Source organism: Photorhabdus sp. CRCIA-P01, from assembly GCF_003545805.1.
In the GTDB taxonomy this organism is placed as follows: Bacteria; Pseudomonadota; Gammaproteobacteria; order Enterobacterales; family Enterobacteriaceae; genus Photorhabdus; species Photorhabdus antumapuensis.
The window spans coordinates 1-26,078 of the sequence record NZ_NMQR01000034.1; the positions used below are offsets into that span (position 1 = coordinate 1).

Sequence of the window (26,078 nt, forward strand, 5' to 3'; positions counted from 1 at the left end):
GATCAGACCGTTTTAGGGAGGCGGTACGGGGTCATTGGGGTATTGAAAATCGCGTCCATTGGGTGCTTGACGTATCAATGAATGAAGATGCGTGTGCCATTCGTCGCGGCAATGCTGCCGAGATATTAGCGGGTATGCGGCACTTCTCGCTTAATATGCTACGTGCAGAAACCAGTGTAAAAGCCAGCATGCGACGCAAAGCAAACATGGCCAATATGAGCAGTGAGTATTTGGATAAAGTTTTAATTGCAGGTTTTCAGACATTGGGCAAGAAATGAACATTCATGCTCTTGCCCTGGTAATATACCCTTTTTCTATGTAATAATTAGATATCTTCTTAGTTAACAAGTTAATATCTTTAATTGATAGGCATTTAGGCATGTAAGATTTTACTAAGGAAATTTTTTCTGATTTAGATAGGTAGAAAGAATCTTTAAACTGAATATTATTAACAAAGTGACAAGATGGATCAATATTATGATTAGATTCAGATGGAAATTCATCATTATGAATAATATCTATATTATTTCCTAAATTTTCTTGTTTTTGTATTTCTTGTAATATATCCTTTTGTTTTTGATTAATAATATTTTGTTCTAAGGGACTAATATTCCCAGATATTGCCAAGGTTTTCTGAGAAAAGATCAAAGTTGAATATAATAATATTTTGATAATTTTTCCAGTGTGCATTTTATAATCTTTTAGCCAATTTAAGTTAAATAATAATATAGCCGACATTTCGGTAACAATTCACCAGCTTCAGGTTTTCGAACTGCCTAAAATTGCGCTGGTTATCACGGAATATCAGCTGTTCCACGGCCAGTGCCAGAGTCGTCATCGCTGTACATTGGCAGCGCTTCCAACCGATGCCCCTTCAGGGCAATGGGGGCACGTTTGATGAGCCACATTGCTGTCTTATCGGGGCAGTATCATCTGAGCATCAGTAAGATACATCGCTTGCTCCGGGAGAGTTATAGCTCATATTTCTCAACGGAGCCTATCTCCGAAGCACAAGGGAAGGTCAGTACGATGCTGAGGCCATTACACCAGGTATTGGGGTATCACGTAAAACAATCCGCAGTTATCCATATTGATGAAATACTCCACCAACGTAACGGAGAAGCGGCGACCTGTTGGGTTTGGTTGCTTAATGGAAGTAATACGGTTTATCAGAAAATCCGCGCCTACTGTAATGCAGAAACCGCTAAGTCTCTGCTGGGAGAAACAAAAGTCGGTGCGTTATCATCACTGCTCAGTGTGCTATCTATGACTGGCTGGAGCCTTCCTTGCATCAGTTCTGCTGGGCCTATGTCACCCGCAATCTGCAACAGATGGCTGATTACAGTGGTGACGGATTCCACTGGTACAGCCGGATGGCAAGGCTGAGGAAAAATTTGGTGGTGTGGCTGAAAAAAGTGAATAGGGACCGATATCACGATATTCAGGCAGGTGTACCTATCTTCTCAAACACGAAACCGGCTTATGGGTATTCCTATTCCTTAATCATCACGATGTACCGTTGACCAACAAATGAGGCTGAGCGTTGTTTGTGTGGCAGTGTGATCATGCGGAAAATTTGCTTTGGAATGAGTTCTCATCGTGGAGAGCGATACTGCTTCCAGCTGCTGTTGGTTGTGGAAACTTGTAGGAAGCGGAGATTATCTGCCCTGCATGTTATTATTGATATCGTCACGGCTGTGACACAAAAACAATCGTACCCGGATGTATTTAATCTGACTTCTGGCTAGTCAATAGATGACTGGTAAATGGTTACTAAATAACTTTCCAAAATGGTGCTACACCTTATCTACTAAAAACCATATGTATAACAATGGGTTGAATAAAACCACGTGTAGCGAAATTATGAAACCTTATTTAGAGATGTCCGAAATAACAATGCTTCTACAGTGTTTGAAGAAAGTGATTATACCAAATTATCATGCTACTCAAATTTCCTGCACAAAACGTCAACATCTCCTAATTTTTCTGGAAAATGATAAGGTTCATAATTGTTAGAACGATTAGTGATTATCGTTGGTAATCTATAAGTCCTATGCCATGCTCTAATCTACATGGTCGCTGGATGCTTTTGATGCCGAATATAGGCTACTTGGAGCATGAGTGGTTTTTTCGGTAAATAAAGGAAGGGGATAATTCTTTGGGAATTGATCTGGGTGAGTTAAATCACCATATACTTCATCAGTTGAAATATGGTGAAAAATAAAGCCGCTTTTTTTATCTTCTACAAGTTGTCGCCAATAATTTTTAGCGGCTTCTAGCAGAGTATACGTACTAATAATATTGGTTTGAATGAAATCACTTGGGCTATTGATTGAGCGGTCTATATGGCTTTCAGCAGCTAAATGCATAATCGCATCAGGTTGATACTTTGCTAAGATACTATCAATCGTATCATGATGACAGATATCTGAGTTTTCAAAAGAGTAACGAGGGTGATTGCTAACCTCGATAAGTGATTCTAAGTTGCTTACGCAAGTGAATTTATCGACGTTAATGACGCTATTGCTAGTATTTTTGAGAATGTGCTGAATTAATGTAAAGCCGGTGAAACCTGTTCCACCAGTAACTAATATTTTCATTTTTGATTTTTCAGTGAGTTCTTGGATTGATTTGATACCGAAATTTAGAAAGGAAGTTTTATCGAATATATTTAGGCAGTATTTAATTAAAGCTACCGTACTAGGTTGCGGCTCCCAGAGTGCCCATAATTAGTCATTATTTTTCTATCTTTATGATTCATAATAAATTTATCATCATAACAAAAACCAAAACCCCACCAATTTCTGTTAAGAGGCGGCGAGATTAGACATTCGATTCCTTAAGGTCAAGTAAATTAACCTTTTTCCAGCAATTCTCATTTTAAAATTTAGGGTGGATAATATACTGAATTGGGCTATGGAAGTGAAAATGATCAATATTTCATTCAAAAACCAGAAGTGAGAAGCTAGTGCTTTGATCCAGCGTAAGCGCTTATAAAGTAGTGAACTCTTATAACTCCTTAGTGGAGATCACAGCATTCCACGGCATCAGATCATCAACACTTTCTTCAGGAGCACGTTTGGGTAATTCCGTAAAGATATGCCGGAAGTAATAATGCGGATTGATATCATTGGCACGGCGGCGGAACGTTTCTACATTCCTGCAAGCCATATGGATGATGTGCTGAAACTGTTGTCTGAAAGACTTGCGGCAATGAAAATTGGCTCGCCTCTGGATGAATCAACAGAAATGGGGCCGCTGGCAAACAAAGCGCACTATAACAAGATTCTGTCCCTGTTTGAGCAAGCCCGTCAGGAAAGTAGTGAGATTGTTTACGGTGGTCATGCTCTGGCCGGACCGGGTTTCTTTGTGGCGCCAACGGTGATTCGTGCTAACAGCCCAGAAGATTCATTGATGAAGGAAGAGACATTTGGCCCTGTGGGGACTTTCCTCAGCTATAACGATGAGGAAGAGCTGATTGGATTGATGAACAGCACGCCATTTGGTTTAGCGGCGAGTTTGTGGACCAATGATCTCAGCAAAGCCATGCGCATGATCCCGCGTATCGAAGCGGGGATCGTTTGGGTCAATATGCATACATTCCTCGATCCGGCATTACCATTCGGTGGTACCAAATCCTCAGGTATCGGTCGTGAATTCGGTAGCGCTTTTATTGAGCACTATACTGAATTGAAATCCGTGATGGTTCGTTACTGATTTGATATTCGGATCAAAATAAGGAAGGCCCCTTGATTGAAAGGGGCCATTGTCAACGCTAAATCGTTTTCGTGCCAAATTGAAAGCAGCGGTTTATAAAAACGAAAATACACGGCAATTTCCTTCAAAAGCAACACAAAGGTTTATAAAAATGAAAATACACAGCAATAACCGCCGCAAATTGCAGATTTTATAAACCATGTTAAATACTGAACCACATCAATGGCTCCACATTTGCGTCACCCGTGAGTCAAATAAGGCTTCTATTCTACTCACCAAATGAGGCGAATAGTCATGTTATTTGACTCAATCTGAGCTTTTCGCCTTGTATCTTTACCAACATTGGGCGAATTTTTACCAATCACAAATAACGAGTAATAAACCCATTGGAAACCAGTTCGGTGCGATTAGTCACTTTGGTTTTGGCAAAGATATTACGCAAGTGAGTTTTAACAGTAGATAGGGAAATATTAAGTATCTGTGCAATACGTTTGTTACTTGATCCTTCTCTTATCAAATTAATAATTTCTTGCTCTTTAGCGGTCAGAATAGTTGATGTTTCAGGAAGTAAGTCTCTGACCGCTAATTCGATTAATGGCAAAATAGTACTGAGGCGGTTAAAGTCTCTTGGTGTAAATGGAGTGTTCCGTAATAAAGAGACGCCGGCAATAATTCGGTTGTGTTGACGGATAAATATTTCTGCAATGTCCTGTATATTATTTGGCAGCATAAATTCATGGTAATACTTATTATATTTGGTAAGTGTCTTTTGATCTATGCTAATTATATTAATATCATTTTGTTGATAATTATCCGGTTTTAATGGATCTAAATGCTGAAAATGAGCCAGATAATTCTGGTGAGTTTCGTCTGAAATATCATATAGAATGTAATTCTCAGGGCGTAATTCATTATCCACCAGATAGAATGCCGCAGCTGAGATGGGAACCAGATGTGCAATGGTGTTTAAACAACTGTGGATTAAAGCATTTTCACGGCTATTCGGTAGTACAGTAGACAAGAAAGTTCTCCTTTTAGAATAATGTCTAACTGGATAAATCAATACTGACGATTAATCAAATGCTAATTAAAATCTATAATCAACACAAAATAAACATATTAATAACGTGATATCGATTGCAATAAATGAAATTTCTCACCGTGATGATCACCTGTTAAGAATAGAGGTTTTGGTATATATCTGAAATAATTTCTTAATGCATTGATTAAGTGATCTGTTTTTTATTGATTGATATTTAAGTGATTATTTTTGCTTTTTGTTGTTTTCTGGTATTTTTCGTCACACCTTTTCGGCTATGAATCCCCCTTTAGGTATCGTTCTTAAGGACGATAGTCGGTATTCCGTTTCACTTTCTATAGTGTATTTATCCTCAATAAAGTTTACAAAAAATTCACAAATGAATCGCTGTGAGCGTTATTTTTACGGCCAGAAGTAAGAGGGAAAATGAATGAAGATGTCAACACGACTGACTTCACATATTGAAAAGGGAGTGGTGGGGTTTCCTACCACATTGGCAAGTTCCGTTGGGGTGATCATGGCAAGCCCGGTTATTCTGACCGTGACCAGTGGCTTTGGGATGGGTGGTGACACTTTCGTACTGGCAATGTTGATCAGTTTTATCATGATGCAGGCCCAAGTGACGACGTTTGCCGAGGCAGCGGCTATTTTGCCTACTTCCGGCTCTGTTTATGACTATATCTCTTGTGGCATGGGGCGGTTCTGGGCAATTACTGGCGCACTTTCGGCTTATTTGATTGTTCATATTTTTGCGGGTACAGCAGAAACGATCCTCTCCGGTATTATGGCATTAGTGAATTTTGACAGCCTTAATACGATGGTGGAAAGTCATAACGCTTCATGGATGGTCGGCGTTGGGCTCGTTATTACATTCGGATTACTTAATGCGTTGGGTATTGAAGCGTTCGGTAAAGTCGAAATTGTGCTGACATTCTGCATGTGGAGTACCTTGGTTATTTTCAGTATTTGCGGATTGTTAATGCCGTTTGCGGTGCCGCTGGAGAGTTGGTTTGGTGAGGGACTTAATTTAAGCGACCCCTTGGCGGTGCTGAGTTTGGTCGGTATGGCAATGTTTATGTTTGTTGGCTGTGAATTGGTGACACCAATGGCGCCGGAAATTAAAAATTCAGCCAAAGTTTTGCCGCGAGCAATGATGACGGGCCTGTGTGGGGTGGTTGTCTGTATGGGTCTATATGGAGCGTCAATCAGTCATCAGGTAGAAAATGTGCTGGTGGATGTAGAAAATAATGTTCGCTTGCTGGAAACGCCAATGGCCATTCCTGCTTTTGCCGGCCAGGTGATGGGGGATTTTGGTAAGTATTGGATCGGTATCGGCTTATTATTGGCGGGAGCGGCCACGATTAATACTCTAATGGCGGCGGTACCGCGTATTCTCTATGGTATGGCGTTGGATGGCGCATTGCCGCGTATTTTTACTTATCTACATCCACGGTTTAAAACGCCAATCTTTGGGATTTTGGTTGCGGTAATGATCCCCTGTTTGCATACCTTTATTATTCAAGGTGATTTGAACCGGATTATGCCTTTAGTATTAGCAGCAGTATGTGCCTGGTGTGTTGCTTATTTGCTGGTGACATGTTCTGTGATATTACTGCGTATTCGTAGACCTGATTTGCATCGTGCTTATAAATCACCGTTTTTCCCATTACCTCAAATTATCTCCAGTGTAGGCATTATTTTGGCGATTATTCACATTACACCTCCGGGAATGAATCCCGGTGATGTGTATATTCCATTTGCCATTATGTTGGGTCTGACCGCCAGCTATGCCCTGTTTTGGACGCTCTGTGTACAACGGGTAAATCCGTTTAAACCCGTACCCGTTGAGCAGGTACTTTCACATACTTTCGCTAAGGGTGAATTGCCGGGGGTGCAACTTGAGCCACTTCGTTCCCTTAATTAATGTTATTTGGCGGCGGTTGAATAAACCGCGCTATCCTGCTGGCTATCAGGCAGGCATAACGCTAAACCGGCTGGAACAGAATTTGTCACCTTACTATTGTGAGCGTTTATCAGCAGAAAGTTTGCAAGTAACGTTACCTAATGGATTGCATATTGAAGTTTGTGAAAAGCCGAAGACATTATTTCTGGCCTATATTGTTAGTTGTTGTTTTCGTTTGCAGGGAATCACTTCACTCAAGGAAAGAATCGTTATTAAAGCCAAGGTAAAGGGGATATTTCGGCGAAAAACCGTGACTTATTACTGTTGTCATGGTGCAGAGTTTGGGCAACGGATTATTGATTTACTTAATCAGTATCCATTAATTGGTGAAACGTTAGCGGAACTGGATTTTCGGGATCTTGTTTTGAATATTCATCAGGGGCAATGGCAATTCGAGGTGGAACATTTTGCCGCTTCCGAGGTTGTTAGCCGATTACCGGCCAGTCGTCGTTATTTACGTTTGACTTCTGAGCAGCGCTATTTGTTGCTCAGTACCTTGCTGATGTTTAGTCAGTTAATAGGAAAGCTAGATGGAAAAACAATAAGATACGAATAACACTTGTTTATTGTTAAATAAAAACCACCGATCTTCATTCAAGAGCCGGTGGTGATATGAGTGCAATAGATATTTACATTGGTACAGAATTTCTCGCTATATTTAAAGTATCGACAAGCTGATCAATATCTGATTTGCTGGATCTAAAGCTGGATATACAAAGGCGCAGGGCTTTTGTATTGGCAAAGGTAGTTATCGAGATCCAGCATTGATTAATCTCTAATACTTTTTCTAAAATTTTATTAACATCAAAATTCCCATTATCACGGATACAAATAACAGGTAAAACTGAGGGATTCAATATCTGCCAATCATTTTTCGCCAGTTGCGATCTTAAATAATCAGCAAGATTGATCTGATAATCGATCATATTGCTAAATCCATTGCGGCCAAGGATAGCCAGTGGCATAAATAATTTTAATCCGTTAAAACGTCGTGACCACTGAATAGAGTGAATGTAAGGATCAGAATTAATATCATCACTGACCGGCATATAATTGGTAGAGACAGCAAAAGGTGTTGTCAGAATATGTTTATCCGCACATATAAACATGCCAGTACCCATTGGGGCAGAAAGCCATTTATGAGCATCAATGGTAATGGAATCAGCTTGTTCAATCCCCTTGAGATGATGGGAATATTGATCACTTAACAGGATTGCGCCTGCCCATGCTGCATCAATGTGGAAGAACAGATGATATTTATTTGCTACAGTGGCAAGTTCTGGCAGCGGATCGATAATACCGGCATTTGTCGTTCCGGCGGTTCCAACAATCATGAAAGGTTTATTGCCGTTCGCTATATCATTATCAATAGCTTGGGTTAGACCTGAAATATTCATTTTTCCTGTATCATCAACCGCGATTAATCTTACTGCACTGTGTCCTAAGCCAGATTGTAATGCTATTTTTAACCAGGCAAGATGGCTATCGGAAGAGATATAAAAAATAGGTTGTCCCTTTATTGACTGTAAACCCTGTTGGGCATAATCGGGAAAATGTTTTGTCAGGGCACAAATAAGTGCAGTACAATTTGCTTCGGCACCACCGGTAGTAAATGTACCTCCGCTATTATCAGAGTTAAACCCTGCTAGTCCGCCAAAATATTTAATTAATTTTTCCTCTATTTCAACACAGGTCGGTGCATGACTCCAGACCGCTAATTGTGGATTATATAGCGCAGTGATGAAGTCCGAAATCACGCCCCAGAAAGTTGATGATGGATTAAATAGCCCAAAATAATGCGGGCTGGTGACATGAACAATACCTTTTCCCATAAGGTGTAATACATCATTTAAAACCTCTGTTGGTGAAAAATTGCCATCAAAGGTATATTTTGATAAAGCGTGGGAAATATCGGCTTTGGAAAGTGAAGGGTTAACCCCCATTGTGGGTAATTCAGCAATATGTTTATTAATCGAGTTTTTTAATAACTCAATTATGTCATTACGTTGATCGATGTCAGGAAATAGTGAAGAGATTATTTCCTGGCTGATATCCCATTTGTCATTTGTACCTATCATTTAATTTTCCCCTGTAAAGATTAAATAGCGTAATCATCAGTTGTTCCGGTATTCGCTTTAATGGACTCATATATTCTTTCTGCCCTTATCGCGACCGCAGAAAAAGATTGAGCATCGCTAATGCCATGAGTTCGTTCTGAAAGGCCATTGACATAAAGATGGGCGTCACCATAGTTTTTTAATTTCACTTTATAGTCACTATCGATGGTCAGTCCACCTTCAAAATCTTTTACCAAAAATTGATCGAATTTTGCCAGTAGATCAGGTAGAGGGTTTTGATAATATCCCGTACCTAACACGATAGCGTCAAAAATATGGTTAGTCTCTTCACCAGTAAATGTGTCTTTAATAACAATCTGGTATTCTTCGTGAGAGTGGTCAATAGTCATTATCTCTGAATTGACCATCATGCGAAGACGCTCTTTGCCAATCACTTCATCTTCATACATAATTGAAAATAGCGATTGGCTCTCATCAACATCAATACCTGAATAGTTTGTACTTTTAACATGTTCAAAAAATACTTTTTTGTTTTCCGGGCTTAAAGATTTAAAGTATTCGATGTTTTCTGGTAAAAACACCAGATTGGGAAATTGACCTAGTTGCGCGATCTTAAAGCCGATTGAACGATGCAGCGAGAGAATTTCAATATCGTCCTTTTTATTGATTAAATCAGCAATGACTTCACCGGCACTTTGACCAGAACCAATAACCATCCATCTTCTAGGTATATTATTCTGGAAATTATTTATTCTTTCTAAATATGCAGAGGTATGAAAAACATGATCACCCAGAAAGTTATCAAACATTTTTGGCGTAAATGGTGTTGATCCGCTTGATAATATGAGCGTATTAGTCACATACTCAAAATCTTCCCCAGAGACGCTAAAGCCATTCAGTAATCCACTGTTGATAACCGGATATATATGAGTCACGTTTTTTTTGTATTGCACATAACTTTCCAGTTTTTGTCCAACCCAGATCATGTAATCTGACCATTCAAAGCGACTTGCTGGACGACCTAATAAGCCAAATTTAAACAGGCGATTTTTTTCTTTCAAATACATGGCAAAACTATAAGGACTTTGTGGGTTTCTCGGGGTCACTAAATCCCGATAAACATGATGATTAATATCTGTGCCTGGTAATAATAAATTAGGATGCCAGGCGCAAGAATCTGCTTTTTCAAGTGCTAAGAAATTATTTTGCAATTGATGCTGATGTTCGATTTTTTTCTCATCAAATATACACGCTAATGCGAGACTAGCGGGTCCAAAGCCAATGCTGAGTACATCTATAAATTTTTCATTATTGGTATTCATTGTTAAGCTCTCGAATTAATGGGTAAAATATAGCGTGGCTTCATCGTGGAATTCTCATTCATCCATAAACATAATTTAGCGGCTGAGCATTCCCCTTTAATGAACTTAATATGGCCGAGGATTGTCTGGAATGTCTCTTTTTGCAAACGATGTAATAAGTTATTGGGAACCGTTAATTGATGAGCAATCTCCAATGCTGCAAAGGTTTCAAGAAAGAAGATGTTAGGAAATTGGTCATATTGTTGGATATAGCGTTGGATACAGGATTCCAATGGGTTAATGAATTCGACTGGAGCAAACCCGATACCGGTAATTTGTCCATTTTCCACATTTTCTGGCAAATTAAGTTGTTTGCATGCAGCATCATCCGTCAGGATAATTTTTCCATTTCTCTTTTCAGAGAAATAATTATGAAGAAATTTTTCACTTTTACCGATGGTACCAATAAAAATAATTTTATCGGTATTGTCATTGGGTTTTACCGCAGTATCGTTTTTGCCCAACATTCTGCGAATATCCTCTGCCAGATTATCACTATATTTTGAGCCATCGGTTTTTATTTCATAATAGCGATCTCCATCTTCTTTTGTTAATGCAGTAAGTGCATGGGCAATATTTTTATTATTGAAGCAAATTCTGAATATATTGCTATTTCTTATGGTCAAGGTGGTTTCAGTTGCAGTAGGTAACAGAACAGGAATGTTATGATGTGAGTAGACTTCCGCCGCACCTATTGCCGCGTTACTTGAGAAGTGACCTATGACCATATCGACATTGTTCTCAATATTATATTTCGCTGCTTTAGTGCCTCCTTCAATTGAGCCATAATCTTCACTGAGGATAAATTTCAATGTGCTATTGTTATGTAGATCTTTAAATATCTCAATAGCACGCATGACAGTTAACGCATGTATTGATCTCTTAGGATCTAAAATGGCGGAAATGCCACAAATAAGCTTGCTATTCATTTTATTTATCTTAATCAGTGAATCGTGAATAGGAGAAAACCTGATTTTTTTGTTTGAGAAAATCAGTCGAAAGCTCGGTTGGCAATAGATTTAATGTAATAATTTCAGACACCGCTAAAGCAATTTTATATCCTATGCCACAGAAGCCTGCCGCAGCAAAACATCTCTTTTCTTCATCTATAAAGTCAAGAATAGGGCGTTCATCTGGCGTATATGAATCATATCCTTTAATTATAGAGAGAATATTGGTTGGATCATGTTTAAATTTTGATTTTAGGAGCCTTTCGCTGATGTCGTTTTCAATAATATTATCATTATATTCTATATCTTCTGGTATCTCGGCAGCGTTTCTAATCTTAGATCCAGCTTGATAGAAATATTCAGTGAGTGGCACGATATGTGTGCCGGTTTCAGTATCTATAATTGGCATATTGGTACTGTAGGAGGTACGAATATTTGCCAGAGGAATACTTTTAGCATTAACTGGCAGCTTATACGCCAGTGTTTTTGTCCATGCACCGATGGCTAAAACAATATAGTCCGCTTCAATGGTTGAGTGAGCAAGTTGAACGATGGCTTTGCCATTTTCGGTTGTTATGGCATGTACTTTGGTATTTTCTAATACTAGATTCCCCGTATCTCTAACAACTTGTGCTAAGTTTGAGGCGGCATTTCTAATATAGCCAAATCCGCCTTTTGGCTCAAAAAGGATAATTCGGTTGTTATGTTTGGAATAACAACCATTGGTTAATTCGAAAGCTTTTTCGGCGGATATGATCTCCAAAGGATAAAGACTATCGCTATAATCTCTGATACTTGCTTTGACTAATTCAATGTTGTTTTGATTGAGTTCGGCGGCATAAATAATACCTGTCTGTTTGAGCGTTTTTTTAAATATTTTTCCTACCTGACTCTCTTGCATTAGCTTAACACTTCTTCGTGTGAGTCTGGCAATTTCATGATCAGGATCATGTACGCGGAATAATGCACCGGAGAATTTAGTCGCTCCATTACCGCCAATCGTCTCTTGCTCAATGAGGGAGACATTGAGTCCTTTCAATGCCAAGTTGGCAGCAACTGTTGCGCCAATTATTCCCCCTCCGATAACGGTAATTTGTGTGGTTTTATCTGTTTGCATAATCAAATACCTGGTCTTGACAAATTTAACAATGAACAGAAAGCCTCTATATCGTGGTGAGTAATATATTCTTTTAATTTTTTGGATGTTTTTGGTATTATTGGTTCAGACAAAATTGAAAATAAAATAGCAAGATTTTTGTCCAAAATATTGTAATTTAATTTTGCGTTTAATAAATCTAACATCTCCATTAATTCAGCCGCAATTTCCTTAATCGAGAAATTATCGTATCTGGAATAGGTTTGCCATCTTTCGACAATTTTTGTTTCTGATTCTGACAATACGATAGGGTTAGTGATATTATCAGAATTCATTTTTTCCAAATTATCAGATATTTTTGGCAGCAGATAATTAAAGATATGATTCCGCCATGTCCAGAACTCTTCTACGACAAAGTTTTCAGAAGAGTGTTCTGGCGATATCAGAGAGACATAGAGCCTGACACTATCAGAACAGGCATTTTTGACGATATCTTTCACCCAAATCGCATGATTACGGCTGGTTGAAAAATCTTTTCCATCCAATTTTAAGAAAAAGTTGGTATAGAAAGCATGTTTAAAGCGTAATTCGTCGTTCAATAATATTTGAGCCGGGTACGCAAGAATATGGCTGTAAGAACAATCCATACCTAAAAAATTGACCATGCAAGTATTATCATCGTAAATAAGGTCGTAAGGACTATCTGCATCGGTGTTTTTTTTAGAAAGTTCTTTCAGTGTTGCTAAATATCCGGCTAGCCCCATAAACCAGGTATGAATACGGTGATTTTCATCAGAATAGAGTTTCAGCCCTGATTCATCGGGGCGAGTCACGCCCCACTCTTTTATACCATGCGCAAAAACTTCCTCGACCCATGCTGTTAATTGTGGCCTCATAGGAGAACTAAGAATTTTCTCTTTTAATTTCTCGGCAATCACCGGTAGTAATAGAAAATTGCGCTCAACATGTTTATAAACAACTTTTTCATTGCACAAAATACAACGCAAATTTTTCATTTCAAATGCGTCCGGTGCCATTGCACAAGATTCACATTGGCTTGGATCTGAGCTTTCACCACAATGATTACATTCACCTCTGGCAAAGGCTTCATAGCCCCATTTTTCACATTTTTCGCAATAAGGTTCTAAACTCACCTTTGGTGCAATAATGCCTTTATCTAAACAAGAGTGATAGAGCATCTTGACGGCATCTTCAAAATAGCGGTTATCGTATGACTCTAGCCAATGATCCAGTTTTATATCAATTAAGCTCAATGATTCCTGTATTTTTTTCGAATTCTCTTTTGCCAGTACCGGTGCACTTATGCCCGTTTCTTCTGCTTTGCGTTGTAAATAAGATTGATAATCATCTGAATAGGATATCAAATAACACTTTTCACCCTTTAAACGTTGAGTGCGAGTAAATATATCTGCGCTTAAAAATGGCCCGGCTATATGACCAACGTGCAGATCGCCATTTGGTGTTGGTGGCGTGATGGTGACAAGATATTTATTCATTATTAAGCCTGCTCTAACTTGGTAAGAAAGTTCAATGTACTTTCCTTGTCCCACCATATGGTATAAAAGTGGAAATCTTCCTGATTGTTGTTTATTACATGATGCTCAGAGTCTAATGGAATAAGAATTAAATCCCCTTTGGTGACAGGAAAATCTTCGTCATTTGTTCTTATAATGGCATTACCTTGGATAACAATAAATAATTCATATTCATTGTGGGAATGGCGGAAACTTTTAGTTTCTGGACGTACAATACACCATGCACCACCAAATGGCGCATTTAGCCCCTCCCATGGTAAAAGCCTTGAACCGTCCAGATCATATTCATGAACCATTGAATCCCAATCCATTTTACGAATAATATTCATCATACACCTTCCTCTAAGAGTTGAAATTCATTCATATAAGCTAAAAATGTATTTCGAAGAATCTCTATGGCTTCTTCAATGGTATCACTACTAATATTGAGTGGTGGAAAAAGGCGTAATACTGTATCGTTTCTCCCACCTAATTCTGTTATTAATCCTTTATTTAATGCTATTTTTTGAATATGTTTTGCCGTTATTTCACACGCTTTACCCGTTCTGGCGTTAAGAATTTCAATACCGAGCATCAAGCCTTTACCACGAACTTCACCAATGATGTTAAAATCATTTTTAAATTCAGCGAGATGGTTTTTAATTTGTATTGATTTCTGTTTAACGTTCTCCAGTAAATTGTCACGCTTTATTATTTCAATGGCTTTTGTACCTGAGGCGAATGCCAATTGATTTCCTCTAAAGGTGCCAATATGAATACCCGGCGTCCAATTATTGAAATCTTTCTTATAGAACATAAGGGAAGAGGGTAATCCTATTCCACTGGTGCCTTTGGAGGTAACAAATATATCAGGCTCGATACCGTATTGTTCAAAAGCATACCAGGTTCCGGTCCTGCCGCAACCGGTTTGGATCTCGTCAATAATAACCGGAATAGAATGGGCTTTTGAGACACGAATAACACTGTCCACGAATGATTTCTGTGCGGGATAAACGCCACCTTCACCTTGAATAAGCTCCAGAATAATTGCGGCAATATTTCCTAGCCCAGAGTTTGCATCATTTAAGGCGGATTCAAGATATAGTCCAGCATCAAGATGAGCTGAATTGAGCACCCAACTTTCTGAGGATTGAGATTCTGAGCCATAGGGGAAGAAATGGACGCCCGGCATTTTTCCCAGAATATTTTTCTTCATACTTCTATTGCCAGTAACGGCAATAGCGCCATTGGTACATCCATGATAGCCACCTCTGAAACTAATAATTTCTTCCGCCCCGGTCGCTATTTTTGCCAGCTTAATGGCGGCTTCAATGGCATCCGCACCTGTTGGCCCACAAAAATGTATTTTGTATTTGTTGCGCAGGCTTTCAGGTAGCATACTTAAATGCGCCTCGGTAAAAAGTTCTTTGGCAGGCGTAGGAAAATCCAAGCCCAGACAGAGTTTTGATACTTGTGCATTCACTTCGGCAATTAATTCAGGATGAGAGTGTCCCAAAGGCAAAGAGCCGGCGCCGGATAAAAAATCGATAAATACATTACCGTCGATATCCTGAACATAACAGCCATCGCCTTTTTCTAGTGAAACTTGAATCCTTTTAGGGTATGACACGGCACTTGATTCTTGCTCTAGCTGTTTTGCTAATGCGATTTTTGAAAAGGGGCCTGGTATTGTGGTGTGAATATTAACCTTATTCATTTTAAGCCTCGATTTTATTTTTATTATGAATAGATTTTTTAATTTTTATATTTTTTTCGATAGAATCAATAATGTGTTTGGATCTGATAGAAACTAAACTCAATGAGCCGGCATCACCTAAGCCGTGTGAAGATTCACATAATCCGTTTAGATAAATGCCTATATCGGTAGAATTAATCAGATCTATCTTGTAATCCCTGCTTATTATGATTCCGTTATGGCTATTTTTACTCATTAATGGATAGAGTTCGGCAAGAAGAGGTGGACAAATTTCCTGATATTCTTCCATACCAATATCTTTAAAACCTGTGGCGGAGATAACCATATCGACATCTATTTGATAGGTTTCTTCTAACCCGTGATTTTTTACTATCTGTAATGAAACAATGGAATCTTTCACGCTAGATTCAACAATATCCGCAGAGTTATGAATTTTGATTTTATGCTGACCAAAATATTTATCTCTATAGATAGTTCGATAAAGTTCGTCGAGAACATCACCATCGGAGGCAGAGTAGTTTGTCAGATTTAAATCTCTTTTTAATCTCGCTTTATGCTCCTCTTTACTGTTGAAGAAGGTATCTACGAATTCAGGAAAATAAACTTCGCCTGTAAATGGCGAGGTATCTTTTAGTCGGTAGCCAAATTTCCTTGATACACCGTGAATTTCAAGGCGAGGAAACTTATTGGCTAAAAATATCATTATTTCTATGGCAGATTGACTGCCACCGACTACAGCAATACTTTTTATTTTTCCACTGGAAATATCACCGATAATTTTGTTGAATTCTGCACCGTGAATTAAATGGTTATGGCCAAGTTGTCGCAGGGATAAAGGAATATAGGGTGTTCTTCCTGTTCCGACTATCAGGTTTTTACATTGATAGGTTTCTCCTCCGTTTGTTTTGACTTCAATGATTGTATTTTTACCATGATAATTATCAATAATTTTAACGGATATTATCAATGTTGAATAGCGAACGGATTTATCAAAATGTTTTGCCGCCCATTTGATATAGTCACGGTATTCATAACGATATGGAAAATATAATCCTAAGTTTAAATGCTCAAATAACCTGTTATTTTCAAACAGGTAATTGATAAATGAATAGTGGCTTTTGGGGTTTCTTGGCGTCGCAAGATCCCGTAAAGGGTGGTTTTGGATATCAGAGTTTGCTAATAACAGCCCGGCTTGCCATTCGCATGATGGCTCTTTTTCAAAGAACAGCACTTTTTTATGGGGTAATTCTTCCTCCAGTGTGATAGCCAATGAAATATTGGATGGCCCAAATCCTACGCCTATGATATCGTATTCCACCTGGTTCATGTAAAATTCCTTAAATATTTAAATTTTTATTAGTAATAATTTTTTTATTTTTTTAGATAAAAGCAGGTAATACTTCTTCGCCGATTTCTTGAATAACCTCTTTAGGGGACCTTTTGCCATACTGAATGCCAAGAGCCGCGTGATTAACACCGACTTCTTGCCACTCTTCCAATAATTCAATTAATCCCAGGCGCCCGGTTTTCAGGGTAAACCCGCCATTCGTGGGTGTTCTGGGATAATATTTATCCTCAACTAAATCAATCCATTCATTAGTTAAGTGTGGTTTGAATATATTTCCAGGGATATTTTTTCTAAATTCGCTAATATTCTTACCGAGTCTGGCGACGCCCTCTTTATTATGAGTTTGAATAGGATAGGTAAACCATCCATCTGAATTTTCCGCGATCCATTTGATATCTTGTTGCCCACGCCCAGTGACTATCAGGGGGATAAAATCATTAACCGCTTTAGGTATTAGGCGTAAATTCCCATCGATATAACCTAATGGACTGTTAATGGTGCGATGTTTGTTATCTAATAGTGCCCTGAACATATTGATTGATTCGACAAATCGCATTCCTTTTTCATTATAAGGTATGTTATAGGCAGGAAATTCTGACATTCTGTCTCCTGCGGCGACACCCAGTATTAAGCGGCCATTTGATAATTGATCGATAGACGTCGCTTTCTTGGCTAAATCGATTGGGTGTCGCAGTGTAAATATGGCACTGCCGAAACCGATGGCGATTTTGTTGGTTAATGCGGCTAGCCAGGCAGCATAGACAAATGGATCGAAGCCCTGACCTATATCGCTAAAATTGGGATCGAACAGCGGAATATCTCTCAGCCAAATTGCGGAAAAGTTTTGTTTTTCTATTTCACGAATGAGATCGATTTCAGGTTTAATATCAGCTTCTTGATTTAACGCTTTGAGAGGTAAAAACATGCCGATGCTGATTTTGTTCTCCTTGAATAAATTGGTATATGTCTTATGCTTTGAATAATTGAACATAATAAATCCTCAATGCTATTTTAACTTTTAGCTGACTTGAATAATTATTTCAGTTATTAATAATTATTGAGAAACTAGCATTAAAAGTAAGTGAATTAAAGCTATATTATTTAAACGACAGCTGTAGTTTTTCTAAATTTGCATGTCTTATTTCTGTTTACATTTACCGTTTTTCTGTATGGGTGTTGAAGTTCAGTTTTATATATACCTTATGGATTTCAAGGTGCATCGCGACGGCAAGGGAGAGAATCCCCGGTAGCATAGCGAACTATGTGACCGGGGTGAGCGAGTGCAGCCAACAAAGAGGCAACTTGAAAGATAACGGGTATATTGATATCTGTAGTTAGCATGGTAGTATCTTTGTCATATAGAGGACATACAGTGTACACTGGAGAATAAAAATATGAGCTCTATTTTGCCTCTGTTAGCTCTCAGAGCTTTTACTGAAGTTGGTCGGCGGGGAAGTGTTAAAGCCGCAGCGGCTGCAATGGGTGTATCACCTGGGGCGGTCAGTCAACAGATTCGTATTTTGGAGGATAGAATTGGTTTTGCGCTGTTTTTAAGAACATCTAAAGGTATAAAGCTTACTGCTAAAGCAGATCGGGTTTATGAGACGTTATTACTTTCGTTTGATAATATCGATAAATCTATTAAGTCTCTTAAAGCAATGCAGTTCGAACATAAGGTCTCTATAAATACCACTTCGTCATTCGCCGCATCGTGGCTGATTCCCAGACTAAAAGATTTCAATGAGAAATATCCTAATATTGAAGTTAATATAGAAGCTTCCAATGAATTGGTAGACCTAAAAAGAAGTTCTACAGACATTGCGGTGCGGCATGGGCTTGGTAATTACCCAAGTTTAATATCCACCAGGTTAATTGCGCCGGTATTAATTCCCGTGGGTACGCCGGAACTTTTAGGATCAGGACCGCCGATAAAACATGTTGAAGATTGTCTGAATTATCCTTTGTTACAGGATTCAGATAGATCTGATTGGCACTTGTGGTTAAAAGCACACGGAATTAATGAAGAGACGAAAGCAAGACAGGGCTCCAGTTTTGAAGATGATTTTTTACTGGCTCGCGCCGCTTTAACCGGTCAGGGTTTAGCATTGGTGCCAGAATTTTGCGTTGAAGAGGAGCTACTTTCTGGTCGGCTTAAAGTTGCACTAGAAAAAAAATGGCCTTCCCGATTTGCTTATTATGCGGTGACATTGCCAGAAACTCTATTCCGACCTGAAATTGTTAATATTATTGATTGGCTTGTTGAGCAGTCTGATTTGTCTGACGATTGCGAGGAAGAATGTTCATTGGCTTGGAACCAAGCTGAGTCATTGTGATATGTAATTGCGGTTTTTCACTATTAATTGATCCACAAGAAGATAAATAGCTTTCTTGCGTACTTTGATGTTCGCACTCTTTACCGACAACACAATAAATCAATAAATTTAATTTATGCGTGTAGAAACGAACACCGTGATATTCATTTCCAATTTCTGAAAATTAATGGTACTTTCATTTACTTAGCGGTATAGAGAGAAATGAGAGAAATTGAATGCTGGTTCTCTATAGCAGAGCAATATTTTAAATGCGAGTGATATTTTAGCCGTTAAATTATTACGCGTTTTTCTTGAGCGGAGATATAGAGAGATGATCTACTTATACACTGATAGTTCTCCAAATGGATATAAGATTACAATTGCTTTGGAAGAGTTGGGATTGCCATACATATTAAAGCATGTACGAATTGAACAGGGTGAAAATAGGGAGCCTGAGTTTTTACAGTTAAACCCTCACGGGCGTATACCTGTGCTTGTTGATGAAAGTACTGATACGACTCTTTTTGAATCGTCGGCGATTCTGCTTTATCTGGCATCGAAAACTCAGCAACTGTTGCCTGAGGATTTTAAAAGCCGTTGGGAAGCGATTACGTGGCTAACATTTCATTCTTCCAGCGTCGGGCCGATATTGGGACAACGGGTTCATTTTGAATTATTTGCAACTGAAAAAAATCATATGGCCATACAACGATATCATCGCTTAACGGAAGAGGCTTTCTCTACGCTGAATAAACGGCTTAGTGATCGCCCCTTTTTCGCCGGAGATGAATACTCGATTGCTGATATTGCCAATTTTGGCTGGACCCATATCGCCAGAATTATTGACTTTGATTTTAGTCATCATGAATATTTAAGTGCCTGGCATGATCGTATTGCTTTAAGGCCCGCGGTACAGCGGGGGATTATGATACCGGAGCCGGCAGCGGGTCCTTAATGCGTTGATGCAGTGGGAAGATGAATTGCATGCTTAGGTATCAAATTAAGATAGAGATCACAGATAATCAGGTAAATTTACTGAAATCTTTTATCGAATCATGGTTATTCAATCTATACTGAATATGTAGAAAATAATAGATAGGAAAATTTAAATGGCAATGCCCAACAATAGGGCGGGGAATTGCCATGCTTTTGAAGATCGATTTATTTAAAATCAATTCTATTTCGGAGGAAATTGTTAATGTCTAGGACCGGTGAGGAATATATTGAAAGCCTGCGTGATGGAAGAACTATTTTTCTGAATGGAGAAAAGATCACTAATCACGTGGATCACCCTGCTTTTCGGAATGTAATTAGAACCGTAGCTTCACTTTATGATTATCAGGCAGCACATGCTGATCGGATGACGTTCGAAGCGCCTGGTGGTAAGCGCGTTGGTTTATATTGGGAACTTCCTACTACCCGAGAGAAATTAATTGCCAGAGGTGAGGCTGCGTATGCTTGGGCAATGCAGAGTTGTGGTTGGTTAGGTAGAAGCCCAGATCATGTTTCTGCCGCTCTTGCCGGAATGATGACTTACCTGGAAGTATTTGAGGAATATTCCAAGGATAGGGCCGAGGCGTTAAAAAATTACTATTCATATGCCCGTGATAAAGATATTTATTTGGCTTTTACGTTAGTCAATCCACAAGGTGATCGATCCAAAACGCCCAGTGAACATATAAAAAACGTATTTCATACTCTTGGTGTATTGGAGGAAAAACCGCAAGGAATAATTGTTCGCGGGGCAAAGATGTTAGGAACAGCAGCCGTCCTTGCGGAAGAAGTTGTTGTTGGCGTGTTTAATCCGCTCAAAGAGGGCGTTGATGATAAATATGCTCTGTCTTTTGCATTACCGTTGAATACTAAGGGAATAAAAATTCTCTCCAGAAAATCCTATGAAATAGGCAGTAATAAATTTGATTCTCCTTTAGCGCATCAGTTTGACGAGAATGATGCGGTCGTTTATTTCGACGATGTTTTTGTTCCGTGGGAAAGAGTTTTTATTTATAGAAATACGGATATGTGCCGCCGACAATTTCAGGCAACTGGCGCTGACGTTTTAATGGATGTTCAGGGTATGGCTAGGTATGCCGTTAAGCTGCATTTCTTAACGGGTTTGGCTCATCAGCTTACCGAAGCTACAGGTGTCAATGAGTTTCCTGCCGTCCGTGAGTCATTAGCTGAACTTGCTTGCTATGCTACTAATATTGAAGGGCTCTTTCGTGGTTTGATTAGTAATCCTGATCGGCATAATGAGTACTATATTCCCAATCGATTACAACTATATGCTTGCCAGGTTGCATTGCAGTCAACTTACCCAAAGGTGATAGAAAGCATCAGAAATCTTTCAGGTGGTGGTGTGATTATGTTACCGTCAAATTATACTGACTTAGCAAACCCAGAAATCCGTGACTTAATAGAAAAAATACAATATTCAACCCTACTGGCACCCATTGAACGCGTGAAATTACTGAAATTGGTGTGGGATGCTATCGGTTCTGAGTTTGCATCACGTCATACTCAATATGAGATGTTCTATTCAGGAGCGCATCATATTGCTTTATCTCGTCTTTATGACGAATATGATTGGGATTTTGCTAAGAATATGAGCCGAGGGATTTTAGATTCTATTGATGTTAGTTGAGTTCTGTATTTAATTCAGATGCAACTAGCTTATTTTATTTTTATCAAATTTGAAGGGGCGGGATAGATTATATCCCGTTTTTTTGTTATTTAATCTTTTAAAAGATGAGATGATATTGACCAATATCATCTCAGTATGTTGAATTATTTATATATCCATCCGTAAATTATTTCATCATGTTAGAGAATTATTTCTCTGAAAGGCTTTAACATATACCTAATAGATTTCGAGTTGCAGTGCGGCGGCAAGTGAACAAATCCCCAGGAGCATAGATAACGATGTGACTGGGGTGAGTGAAAGCAGCCAACAAAGCAGCAGCTTGAAAGATGAAGGGTATATTTATATATTGTTAATGGAAGTTAATACACAATTTATACTATTAATAATAGTAATTGTTCTTATTCTTAAATAAGGACTTAGTGCATGATTTGCCGTGTCAAAAAATTGAATACCAATAATCAACAATTAAAAAAGAGAAAAAAATGAAAATAAACATAATGATATGTGATCTTACGGCTTCCTTTAATGTCTTTGCCTCTCAGTGTCACCAAATAAAATTTCAGCAAGATCAGCAAGCAATAGCCGGAAATTTTAATTCTCAAGGAGTTGCATGTATTGAGTTTAAAATTCAGCCTGAACATTATATACAGGGATCGGCACAGGGTATGCAGAAATTGGTGGTGCGGAAGGGGAATCAACAACATATTCGCACGCTGTTTACTGATAACCCGGTGGATGCCCGTCAGTCAATTGGCTTTACTGTTCCTCAGGCAGGAAAATATCGGTTGGCAGCCAAGGGCAAAGCAGGGGAACCGTGGCAGCTTACCTTGTCATTTCCACCTTATATCCCCAGGGATAATGATTATAGGCAGCAGCTAGAGAGCCCGCGCCTGAAACAACTCCAAATTGAAGTCGTACAAGGAAAAGGTACTCGTGCCTTCTGGCGGGAAATAACTCGCAACGGGGCGCCGTTGATTGAAGATAATGGTTGATCCGTGAATTTGCCAAAGTGGAGAAAAAACCACTGCGTTTCTATTTACAGGCGGGATTGTTTGAAACCCATGTGGGGGAATTGGAAGGCATTTTATATAATAATCGTCGCATGAAAGAGACGTTATTACAGCAGGGTTATCCAGTTGAATCCAGTGAAGTTTCTAGTGGTCACAATTATATTTCGTGGTGTGAAACTTTGTACCATGTAACACGGTCGTTAGTAGCGGAATGGTGAATTAATTCTATTTTCTTCACATAACTGTCACATAGTTTATTTAGTATCCCTTTATCAGATAACGGTAATTTTTACTCCGATTGCATTTTAATAAGGAAACCTTAATGTCAAACAAGTATAAGAAAAGTTTGGTTGCAGTCATGGTCTCAGCCTTAATTTCAGGTATCAGCTTACCGGTATCGGCGGCTGATGATCAAAATGCTAATCAAATTATGGCGGAAGATCGGGCGGTAAAAGGTGATATTACGGAATTTGGTGGTGCTCGCCGTATGACTCGGAACCAGACTGAGGCATTAAAAGCAGCGATAAATAACCATAAGGCTAAGAACGTTATTTTGTTTATTGGTGATGGTATGGGGGATTCTGAGATTACTATTGCCCGTAACTATGCGGAGGGTGCGGGTGGATTTTTCAAAGGAATTGATGCCTTGCCATTTACCGGCCAATACACTCACTATTCTCTGGATAAAAAGAGTCGTAAACCCAACTATGCGACTGACTCAGCGGCTTCTGCCACCGCCTGGGCTTCAGGTGTAAAAACCTATAATGGCGCATTGGGTGTTGATGTGTTTGGTAAAGATCACCAAACTCTGCTTGAGCTGGCAAAAGCGAATGGTAAAGCGACAGGTAACGTCACAACGGCTAGAGTGCAGGATGCCACACCGGCGGCACAGTATGCGCATATCACTAACCGTGATTGTTATGGCCCGCAAGAGACGACGGAAAAATGTCCAACTAATGCGTTAGAAAATGGCGGGCGTGGTTCGATCACGGAGCAATTACTAGCGGCTCGTGCTGATGTCACATTAGGTGGAGGCGCCAAGATTTTCGCCCAGAAATCGGTTGCTGCTGCTGGCAAGGATAAAACGTTGGAACAGCAGATACAGGAACAGGGTTATCAGTTGGTCAGGGATGCTAAGTCACTGGCATCTGTTACCGAAGCGAATCAGAAAAAACCGCTGTTGGGCCTGTTCCATGAAGGCAATATGGACATTGCCTGGGAAGGACCTAAGGCGGTTTATCACGGTAATATTGATAATCCTCCGGTGACGTGTAAAGCCAACTCGAAACGGAATCCTGATGCGCCGACGTTGGCACAGATGACGGAGAAAGCCATTGATCTGTTAAAAGAAAATAAGAATGGTTTCTTCCTGCAAGTGGAGAGTGCTTCTATTGATAAGCAGGATCACAAAGCTAACCCTTGTGGGCAGATTGGTGAAACCGTCGTATTGGATGAAGCGGTGCAAGTTGGTTTGAAATATGCGCGTGAGCATGGCGATACATTAGTGATTGTCACTGCTGATCATGCTCACTCCAGCCAGATTATTGAAGCTGATATCAAATCTCTGGGGCTGACTCAGGCATTAATCACGAAAGATGGTTCGGTGATGGCGGTTAGCTATGGTACTTCTGAGGGTAAGGAACAGGAACATACGGGTACTCAGCTACGAGTGGCTGCTTATGGTCCTCAGGCAGCCAATGTTGTAGGTCTGACTGACCAGACAGATCTGTTCTTCACGATACGTGATGCGATGGAGTTAAAATGATTGTGTCAGGTGATGCTTTGCGTGGTTGAGGAATAAAGAGTTAAGGCCGGATAGAATCCGGTCTTAATTTTTTTCTTCTTTTTAGTGTATATTTTTCTCTAATCATACCAGTAGGGAAAATACGGTTTTTAACTAAATAAAGTTATTTAGAGATATACTCTAAATTTGATGAATAAAGTAGTGATATGGAAAAAGCCATTAAAGTTAGTGATGCGATTTTAAAAAAATAATTAGGCTGTATATAACTACTTTGCATATGCGCAAAATGTAAACTTTTTCCTAATAATGCCCATAAGCAGGAAATTGGATATAGAATTGAAAGTAAAATTACCATTGAGGATAACTATATATACCTAATAGATTTCGAGTTGCAGCGCGGCGGCAAATGAACGAATCCCCAGGAGCATAGATAACGATGTGACTGGGGTGAGTGAGCGCAGCCAACAAAGAGGCAACTTGAAGGATAACGGGTATAAAATGTTCCATTGAACGATGTCCTTTAATATTAATATTGTTTTTGTAAAATTCTATATAATAGCTAAAAAAACAACTTGCTAGTATATTTTCAGTAATCAAAATTGAAGATTTCATTGGAAAATCATTGGCCGAAATTCGTTTCTATCATACAATTTATGGTTTAGATAGCGTGATAGCCCGTATGAATCATCGTATTGTGAGAAACTTTAATATGTTTGAATCTAGTTTAGATATTTCAGAAGAAACAGGTATAATTGAAGATAGAAAATTTAATAATTTGGACTGGATTAATGAACATCAACCAGATTTAGTGTTTAAAGGCTGTGTTATCACTGATTCGAAATTTTCAGGTGCAAATTTAAATGGCTTACGTTTAATAAATTGTCAAGTATTTAACTGTGACTTTAGTGAAGCCAATATTTCAAATGGTGAATTTGAAAATACATTATTTTATAATAAAGATAGTCAAAAAGGTTGTGATTTTCATAGTGCAGACTTACGTAGTTCAAAGTTTGTTTGCTGTGATATTTCAACAAGTAATTTTTATCGTGCTGAGCTATTTGATATAACAATTGATAGGTGTCAGGCGCAAGGATGTCATTTTGAGCTTGCCGACTTTACAAAAGTAGTCAGTAGAAAAGTTATATTCAGCTCAGCGACATTAATAAAATCAAACTTTAAATATTCAGATTTTGAAGGAGTATATCTTGAAAAGTGCGATTTATCAGAAAGCAATTTAGTTTCAGTTGTATTGTCAGGAGTAAACCTTGAAGGTTCAAATCTAACTAATACTATTTTTTCTCCATCACGGTATGATGGATTATCAATATTTAAAGCTGATTTAAGGAACGCGGAAATATCTAATATAGACGTGAGAGCATTAGATTTTTCTGGCGTTGAGATATTTGAATGGCAAATGATTCCTTTGATGGAAGAAATGGGGTTTATCATTCACCCAGATAATTAAAATAGAAAAGGCAACTCAGGTGATGCTAGTTGGGATAAAAAATATTCTCCTTTTTAACTTATGTACTGTAGATGTCTCTGATTATTTAACTGTTAACAC

23 protein-coding genes and 3 pseudogenes are annotated in these 26,078 nt (G+C 38.8%); 12 read left to right on the forward strand and 14 right to left on the reverse strand.

The genetic code is table 11. The features are described from left to right. The coding region (locus D3222_RS17480) for an ISAs1 family transposase (RefSeq protein WP_118987293.1) at window positions 1-278 on the forward strand (278 nt) is incomplete at its 5' end. 4 nt (window positions 279-282) lie between these two features. Here the strand turns inward: D3222_RS17480 and D3222_RS17485 are convergent. Continuing rightward, window positions 283-690 (reverse strand): POTRA domain-containing protein, encoded by a 408-nt coding sequence (locus tag D3222_RS17485; protein ID WP_157975348.1) that lies wholly within the window; start codon window positions 688-690, stop codon window positions 283-285. Window positions 691-897: 207 nt separating this feature from the next. Here D3222_RS17485 and D3222_RS26995 point away from each other — a divergent pair, with 207 nt between their 5' ends. Continuing rightward, a complete protein-coding gene (locus D3222_RS26995; RefSeq protein ID WP_157975349.1) occupies window positions 898-1,386 on the forward strand; it encodes an IS66 family transposase in 489 nt (162 codons plus the stop codon). Window positions 1,387-1,978: 592 nt separating this feature from the next. Here D3222_RS26995 and D3222_RS17495 read toward each other — a convergent pair. Next, window positions 1,979-2,600 (reverse strand): annotated as a pseudogene (locus D3222_RS17495) (GDP-mannose 4,6-dehydratase); the annotation flags it as partial. Window positions 2,601-3,009: 409 nt separating this feature from the next. Then, a pseudogene (locus tag D3222_RS17505) lies at window positions 3,010-3,138 on the reverse strand (transposase domain-containing protein); the annotation flags it as partial. On the opposite strand from D3222_RS17505, the pseudogene D3222_RS17510 reads away from it, so the two are divergent. Next, window positions 3,130-3,717, forward strand: a pseudogene (locus D3222_RS17510) (aldehyde dehydrogenase family protein); the annotation flags it as partial. The pseudogenes D3222_RS17505 and D3222_RS17510 sit on opposite strands and share 9 nt — an antisense overlap. A 361-nt stretch (window positions 3,718-4,078) precedes the next feature. On the opposite strand, the gene D3222_RS17515 reads toward D3222_RS17510, so the two are convergent. Next, a complete protein-coding gene (locus D3222_RS17515; RefSeq protein WP_118987296.1) occupies window positions 4,079-4,738 on the reverse strand; it encodes a response regulator transcription factor in 660 nt (219 codons plus the stop codon). Window positions 4,739-5,186: 448 nt separating this feature from the next. Between D3222_RS17515 and D3222_RS17520 the strand changes: the two genes are divergently transcribed. Together D3222_RS17520 and D3222_RS17525 are read left to right on the forward strand one after the other, a co-directional pair. Continuing rightward, window positions 5,187-6,680: an APC family permease gene (locus D3222_RS17520; RefSeq protein WP_118987297.1), complete on the forward strand. Its 1,494-nt coding sequence runs from the start codon at window positions 5,187-5,189 to the stop codon at window positions 6,678-6,680. Then, window positions 6,655-7,275: a DUF3156 family protein gene (locus D3222_RS17525; protein WP_232832561.1), complete on the forward strand. Its 621-nt coding sequence runs from the start codon at window positions 6,655-6,657 to the stop codon at window positions 7,273-7,275. Before D3222_RS17520 ends, D3222_RS17525 begins: the two co-directional genes overlap by 26 nt. Window positions 7,276-7,348: 73 nt before the next feature. Here D3222_RS17525 and D3222_RS17530 read toward each other — a convergent pair whose 3' ends face one another. The 10 genes from D3222_RS17530 to D3222_RS26485 all read right to left on the reverse strand — a co-directional run bounded on the left by D3222_RS17530 (window position 7,349) and on the right by D3222_RS26485 (window position 18,145). Next, a complete protein-coding gene (locus tag D3222_RS17530; RefSeq protein ID WP_118987298.1) occupies window positions 7,349-8,797 on the reverse strand; it encodes a pyridoxal phosphate-dependent decarboxylase family protein in 1,449 nt (482 codons plus the stop codon). Between the two features lie 20 nt (window positions 8,798-8,817). Continuing rightward, on the reverse strand, window positions 8,818-10,119 hold the full coding sequence (locus tag D3222_RS17535; protein WP_118987299.1) for a SidA/IucD/PvdA family monooxygenase: 1,302 nt from the start codon (window positions 10,117-10,119) through the stop codon (window positions 8,818-8,820). Window positions 10,120-10,121: 2 nt separating this feature from the next. Further along, window positions 10,122-11,087 carry an ABC transporter substrate-binding protein gene (locus D3222_RS17540; protein WP_118987300.1) on the reverse strand — a complete coding sequence of 322 codons (966 nt, stop codon included), beginning with the start codon at window positions 11,085-11,087 and terminating at the stop codon, window positions 10,122-10,124. A 10-nt stretch (window positions 11,088-11,097) separates the two neighbouring features. Continuing rightward, complete coding sequence (locus tag D3222_RS17545; RefSeq protein ID WP_118987301.1) at window positions 11,098-12,225, reverse strand: NAD(P)/FAD-dependent oxidoreductase; 1,128 nt, start codon at window positions 12,223-12,225, stop codon at window positions 11,098-11,100. 2 nt (window positions 12,226-12,227) lie between these two features. Beyond that, window positions 12,228-13,721, reverse strand: coding sequence for a methionine--tRNA ligase (locus D3222_RS17550; RefSeq protein WP_157975350.1), 1,494 nt, complete (start codon window positions 13,719-13,721; stop codon window positions 12,228-12,230). A 2-nt stretch (window positions 13,722-13,723) separates the two neighbouring features. Continuing rightward, a complete protein-coding gene (locus tag D3222_RS17555; RefSeq protein WP_118987303.1) occupies window positions 13,724-14,092 on the reverse strand; it encodes a cupin domain-containing protein in 369 nt (122 codons plus the stop codon). Beyond that, window positions 14,089-15,456, reverse strand: coding sequence for an aspartate aminotransferase family protein (locus D3222_RS17560; protein ID WP_118987304.1), 1,368 nt, complete (start codon window positions 15,454-15,456; stop codon window positions 14,089-14,091). The genes D3222_RS17555 and D3222_RS17560 overlap by 4 nt, the downstream gene beginning before the upstream one ends. A 1-nt stretch (window position 15,457) precedes the next feature. Further along, window positions 15,458-16,783 carry a lysine N(6)-hydroxylase/L-ornithine N(5)-oxygenase family protein gene (locus D3222_RS17565; RefSeq protein WP_118987305.1) on the reverse strand — a complete coding sequence of 442 codons (1,326 nt, stop codon included), beginning with the start codon at window positions 16,781-16,783 and terminating at the stop codon, window positions 15,458-15,460. A 52-nt stretch (window positions 16,784-16,835) separates the two neighbouring features. Then, on the reverse strand, window positions 16,836-17,795 hold the full coding sequence (locus D3222_RS17570) for an LLM class oxidoreductase (protein ID WP_118987306.1): 960 nt from the start codon (window positions 17,793-17,795) through the stop codon (window positions 16,836-16,838). 218 nt (window positions 17,796-18,013) lie between these two features. Beyond that, window positions 18,014-18,145, reverse strand: coding sequence for a hypothetical protein (locus tag D3222_RS26485; RefSeq protein ID WP_255417043.1), 132 nt, complete (start codon window positions 18,143-18,145; stop codon window positions 18,014-18,016). A gap of 53 nt (window positions 18,146-18,198) precedes the next feature. Here D3222_RS26485 and D3222_RS17575 point away from each other — a divergent pair, with 53 nt between their 5' ends. The 7 genes from D3222_RS17575 to D3222_RS17605 all read left to right on the forward strand — a co-directional run bounded on the left by D3222_RS17575 (window position 18,199) and on the right by D3222_RS17605 (window position 25,979). Beyond that, window positions 18,199-19,137: a LysR substrate-binding domain-containing protein gene (locus D3222_RS17575; protein ID WP_118987307.1), complete on the forward strand. Its 939-nt coding sequence runs from the start codon at window positions 18,199-18,201 to the stop codon at window positions 19,135-19,137. Between the two features lie 310 nt (window positions 19,138-19,447). Continuing rightward, window positions 19,448-20,071, forward strand: coding sequence for a glutathione S-transferase family protein (locus D3222_RS17580; protein ID WP_118987308.1), 624 nt, complete (start codon window positions 19,448-19,450; stop codon window positions 20,069-20,071). Between the two features lie 243 nt (window positions 20,072-20,314). Next, a complete protein-coding gene (locus D3222_RS17585) occupies window positions 20,315-21,760 on the forward strand; it encodes a 4-hydroxyphenylacetate 3-hydroxylase family protein (protein WP_118987309.1) in 1,446 nt (481 codons plus the stop codon). A 482-nt stretch (window positions 21,761-22,242) separates the two neighbouring features. After that, window positions 22,243-22,752 (forward strand): hypothetical protein, encoded by a 510-nt coding sequence (locus D3222_RS17590; protein WP_232832562.1) that lies wholly within the window; start codon window positions 22,243-22,245, stop codon window positions 22,750-22,752. Then, the gene (locus D3222_RS26125; protein ID WP_232832563.1) at window positions 22,749-22,988 is read left to right on the forward strand and encodes a hypothetical protein; all 240 of its coding nucleotides are present in this window, start codon (window positions 22,749-22,751) and stop codon (window positions 22,986-22,988) included. The genes D3222_RS17590 and D3222_RS26125 overlap by 4 nt, the downstream gene beginning before the upstream one ends. A 104-nt stretch (window positions 22,989-23,092) precedes the next feature. Further along, window positions 23,093-24,535 (forward strand): alkaline phosphatase, encoded by a 1,443-nt coding sequence (gene phoA, locus D3222_RS17595; protein WP_118987310.1) that lies wholly within the window; start codon window positions 23,093-23,095, stop codon window positions 24,533-24,535. A gap of 601 nt (window positions 24,536-25,136) precedes the next feature. Further along, on the forward strand, window positions 25,137-25,979 hold the full coding sequence (locus tag D3222_RS17605) for a pentapeptide repeat-containing protein (RefSeq protein WP_198672851.1): 843 nt from the start codon (window positions 25,137-25,139) through the stop codon (window positions 25,977-25,979). Window positions 25,980-26,078: the final 99 nt, after the last annotated feature.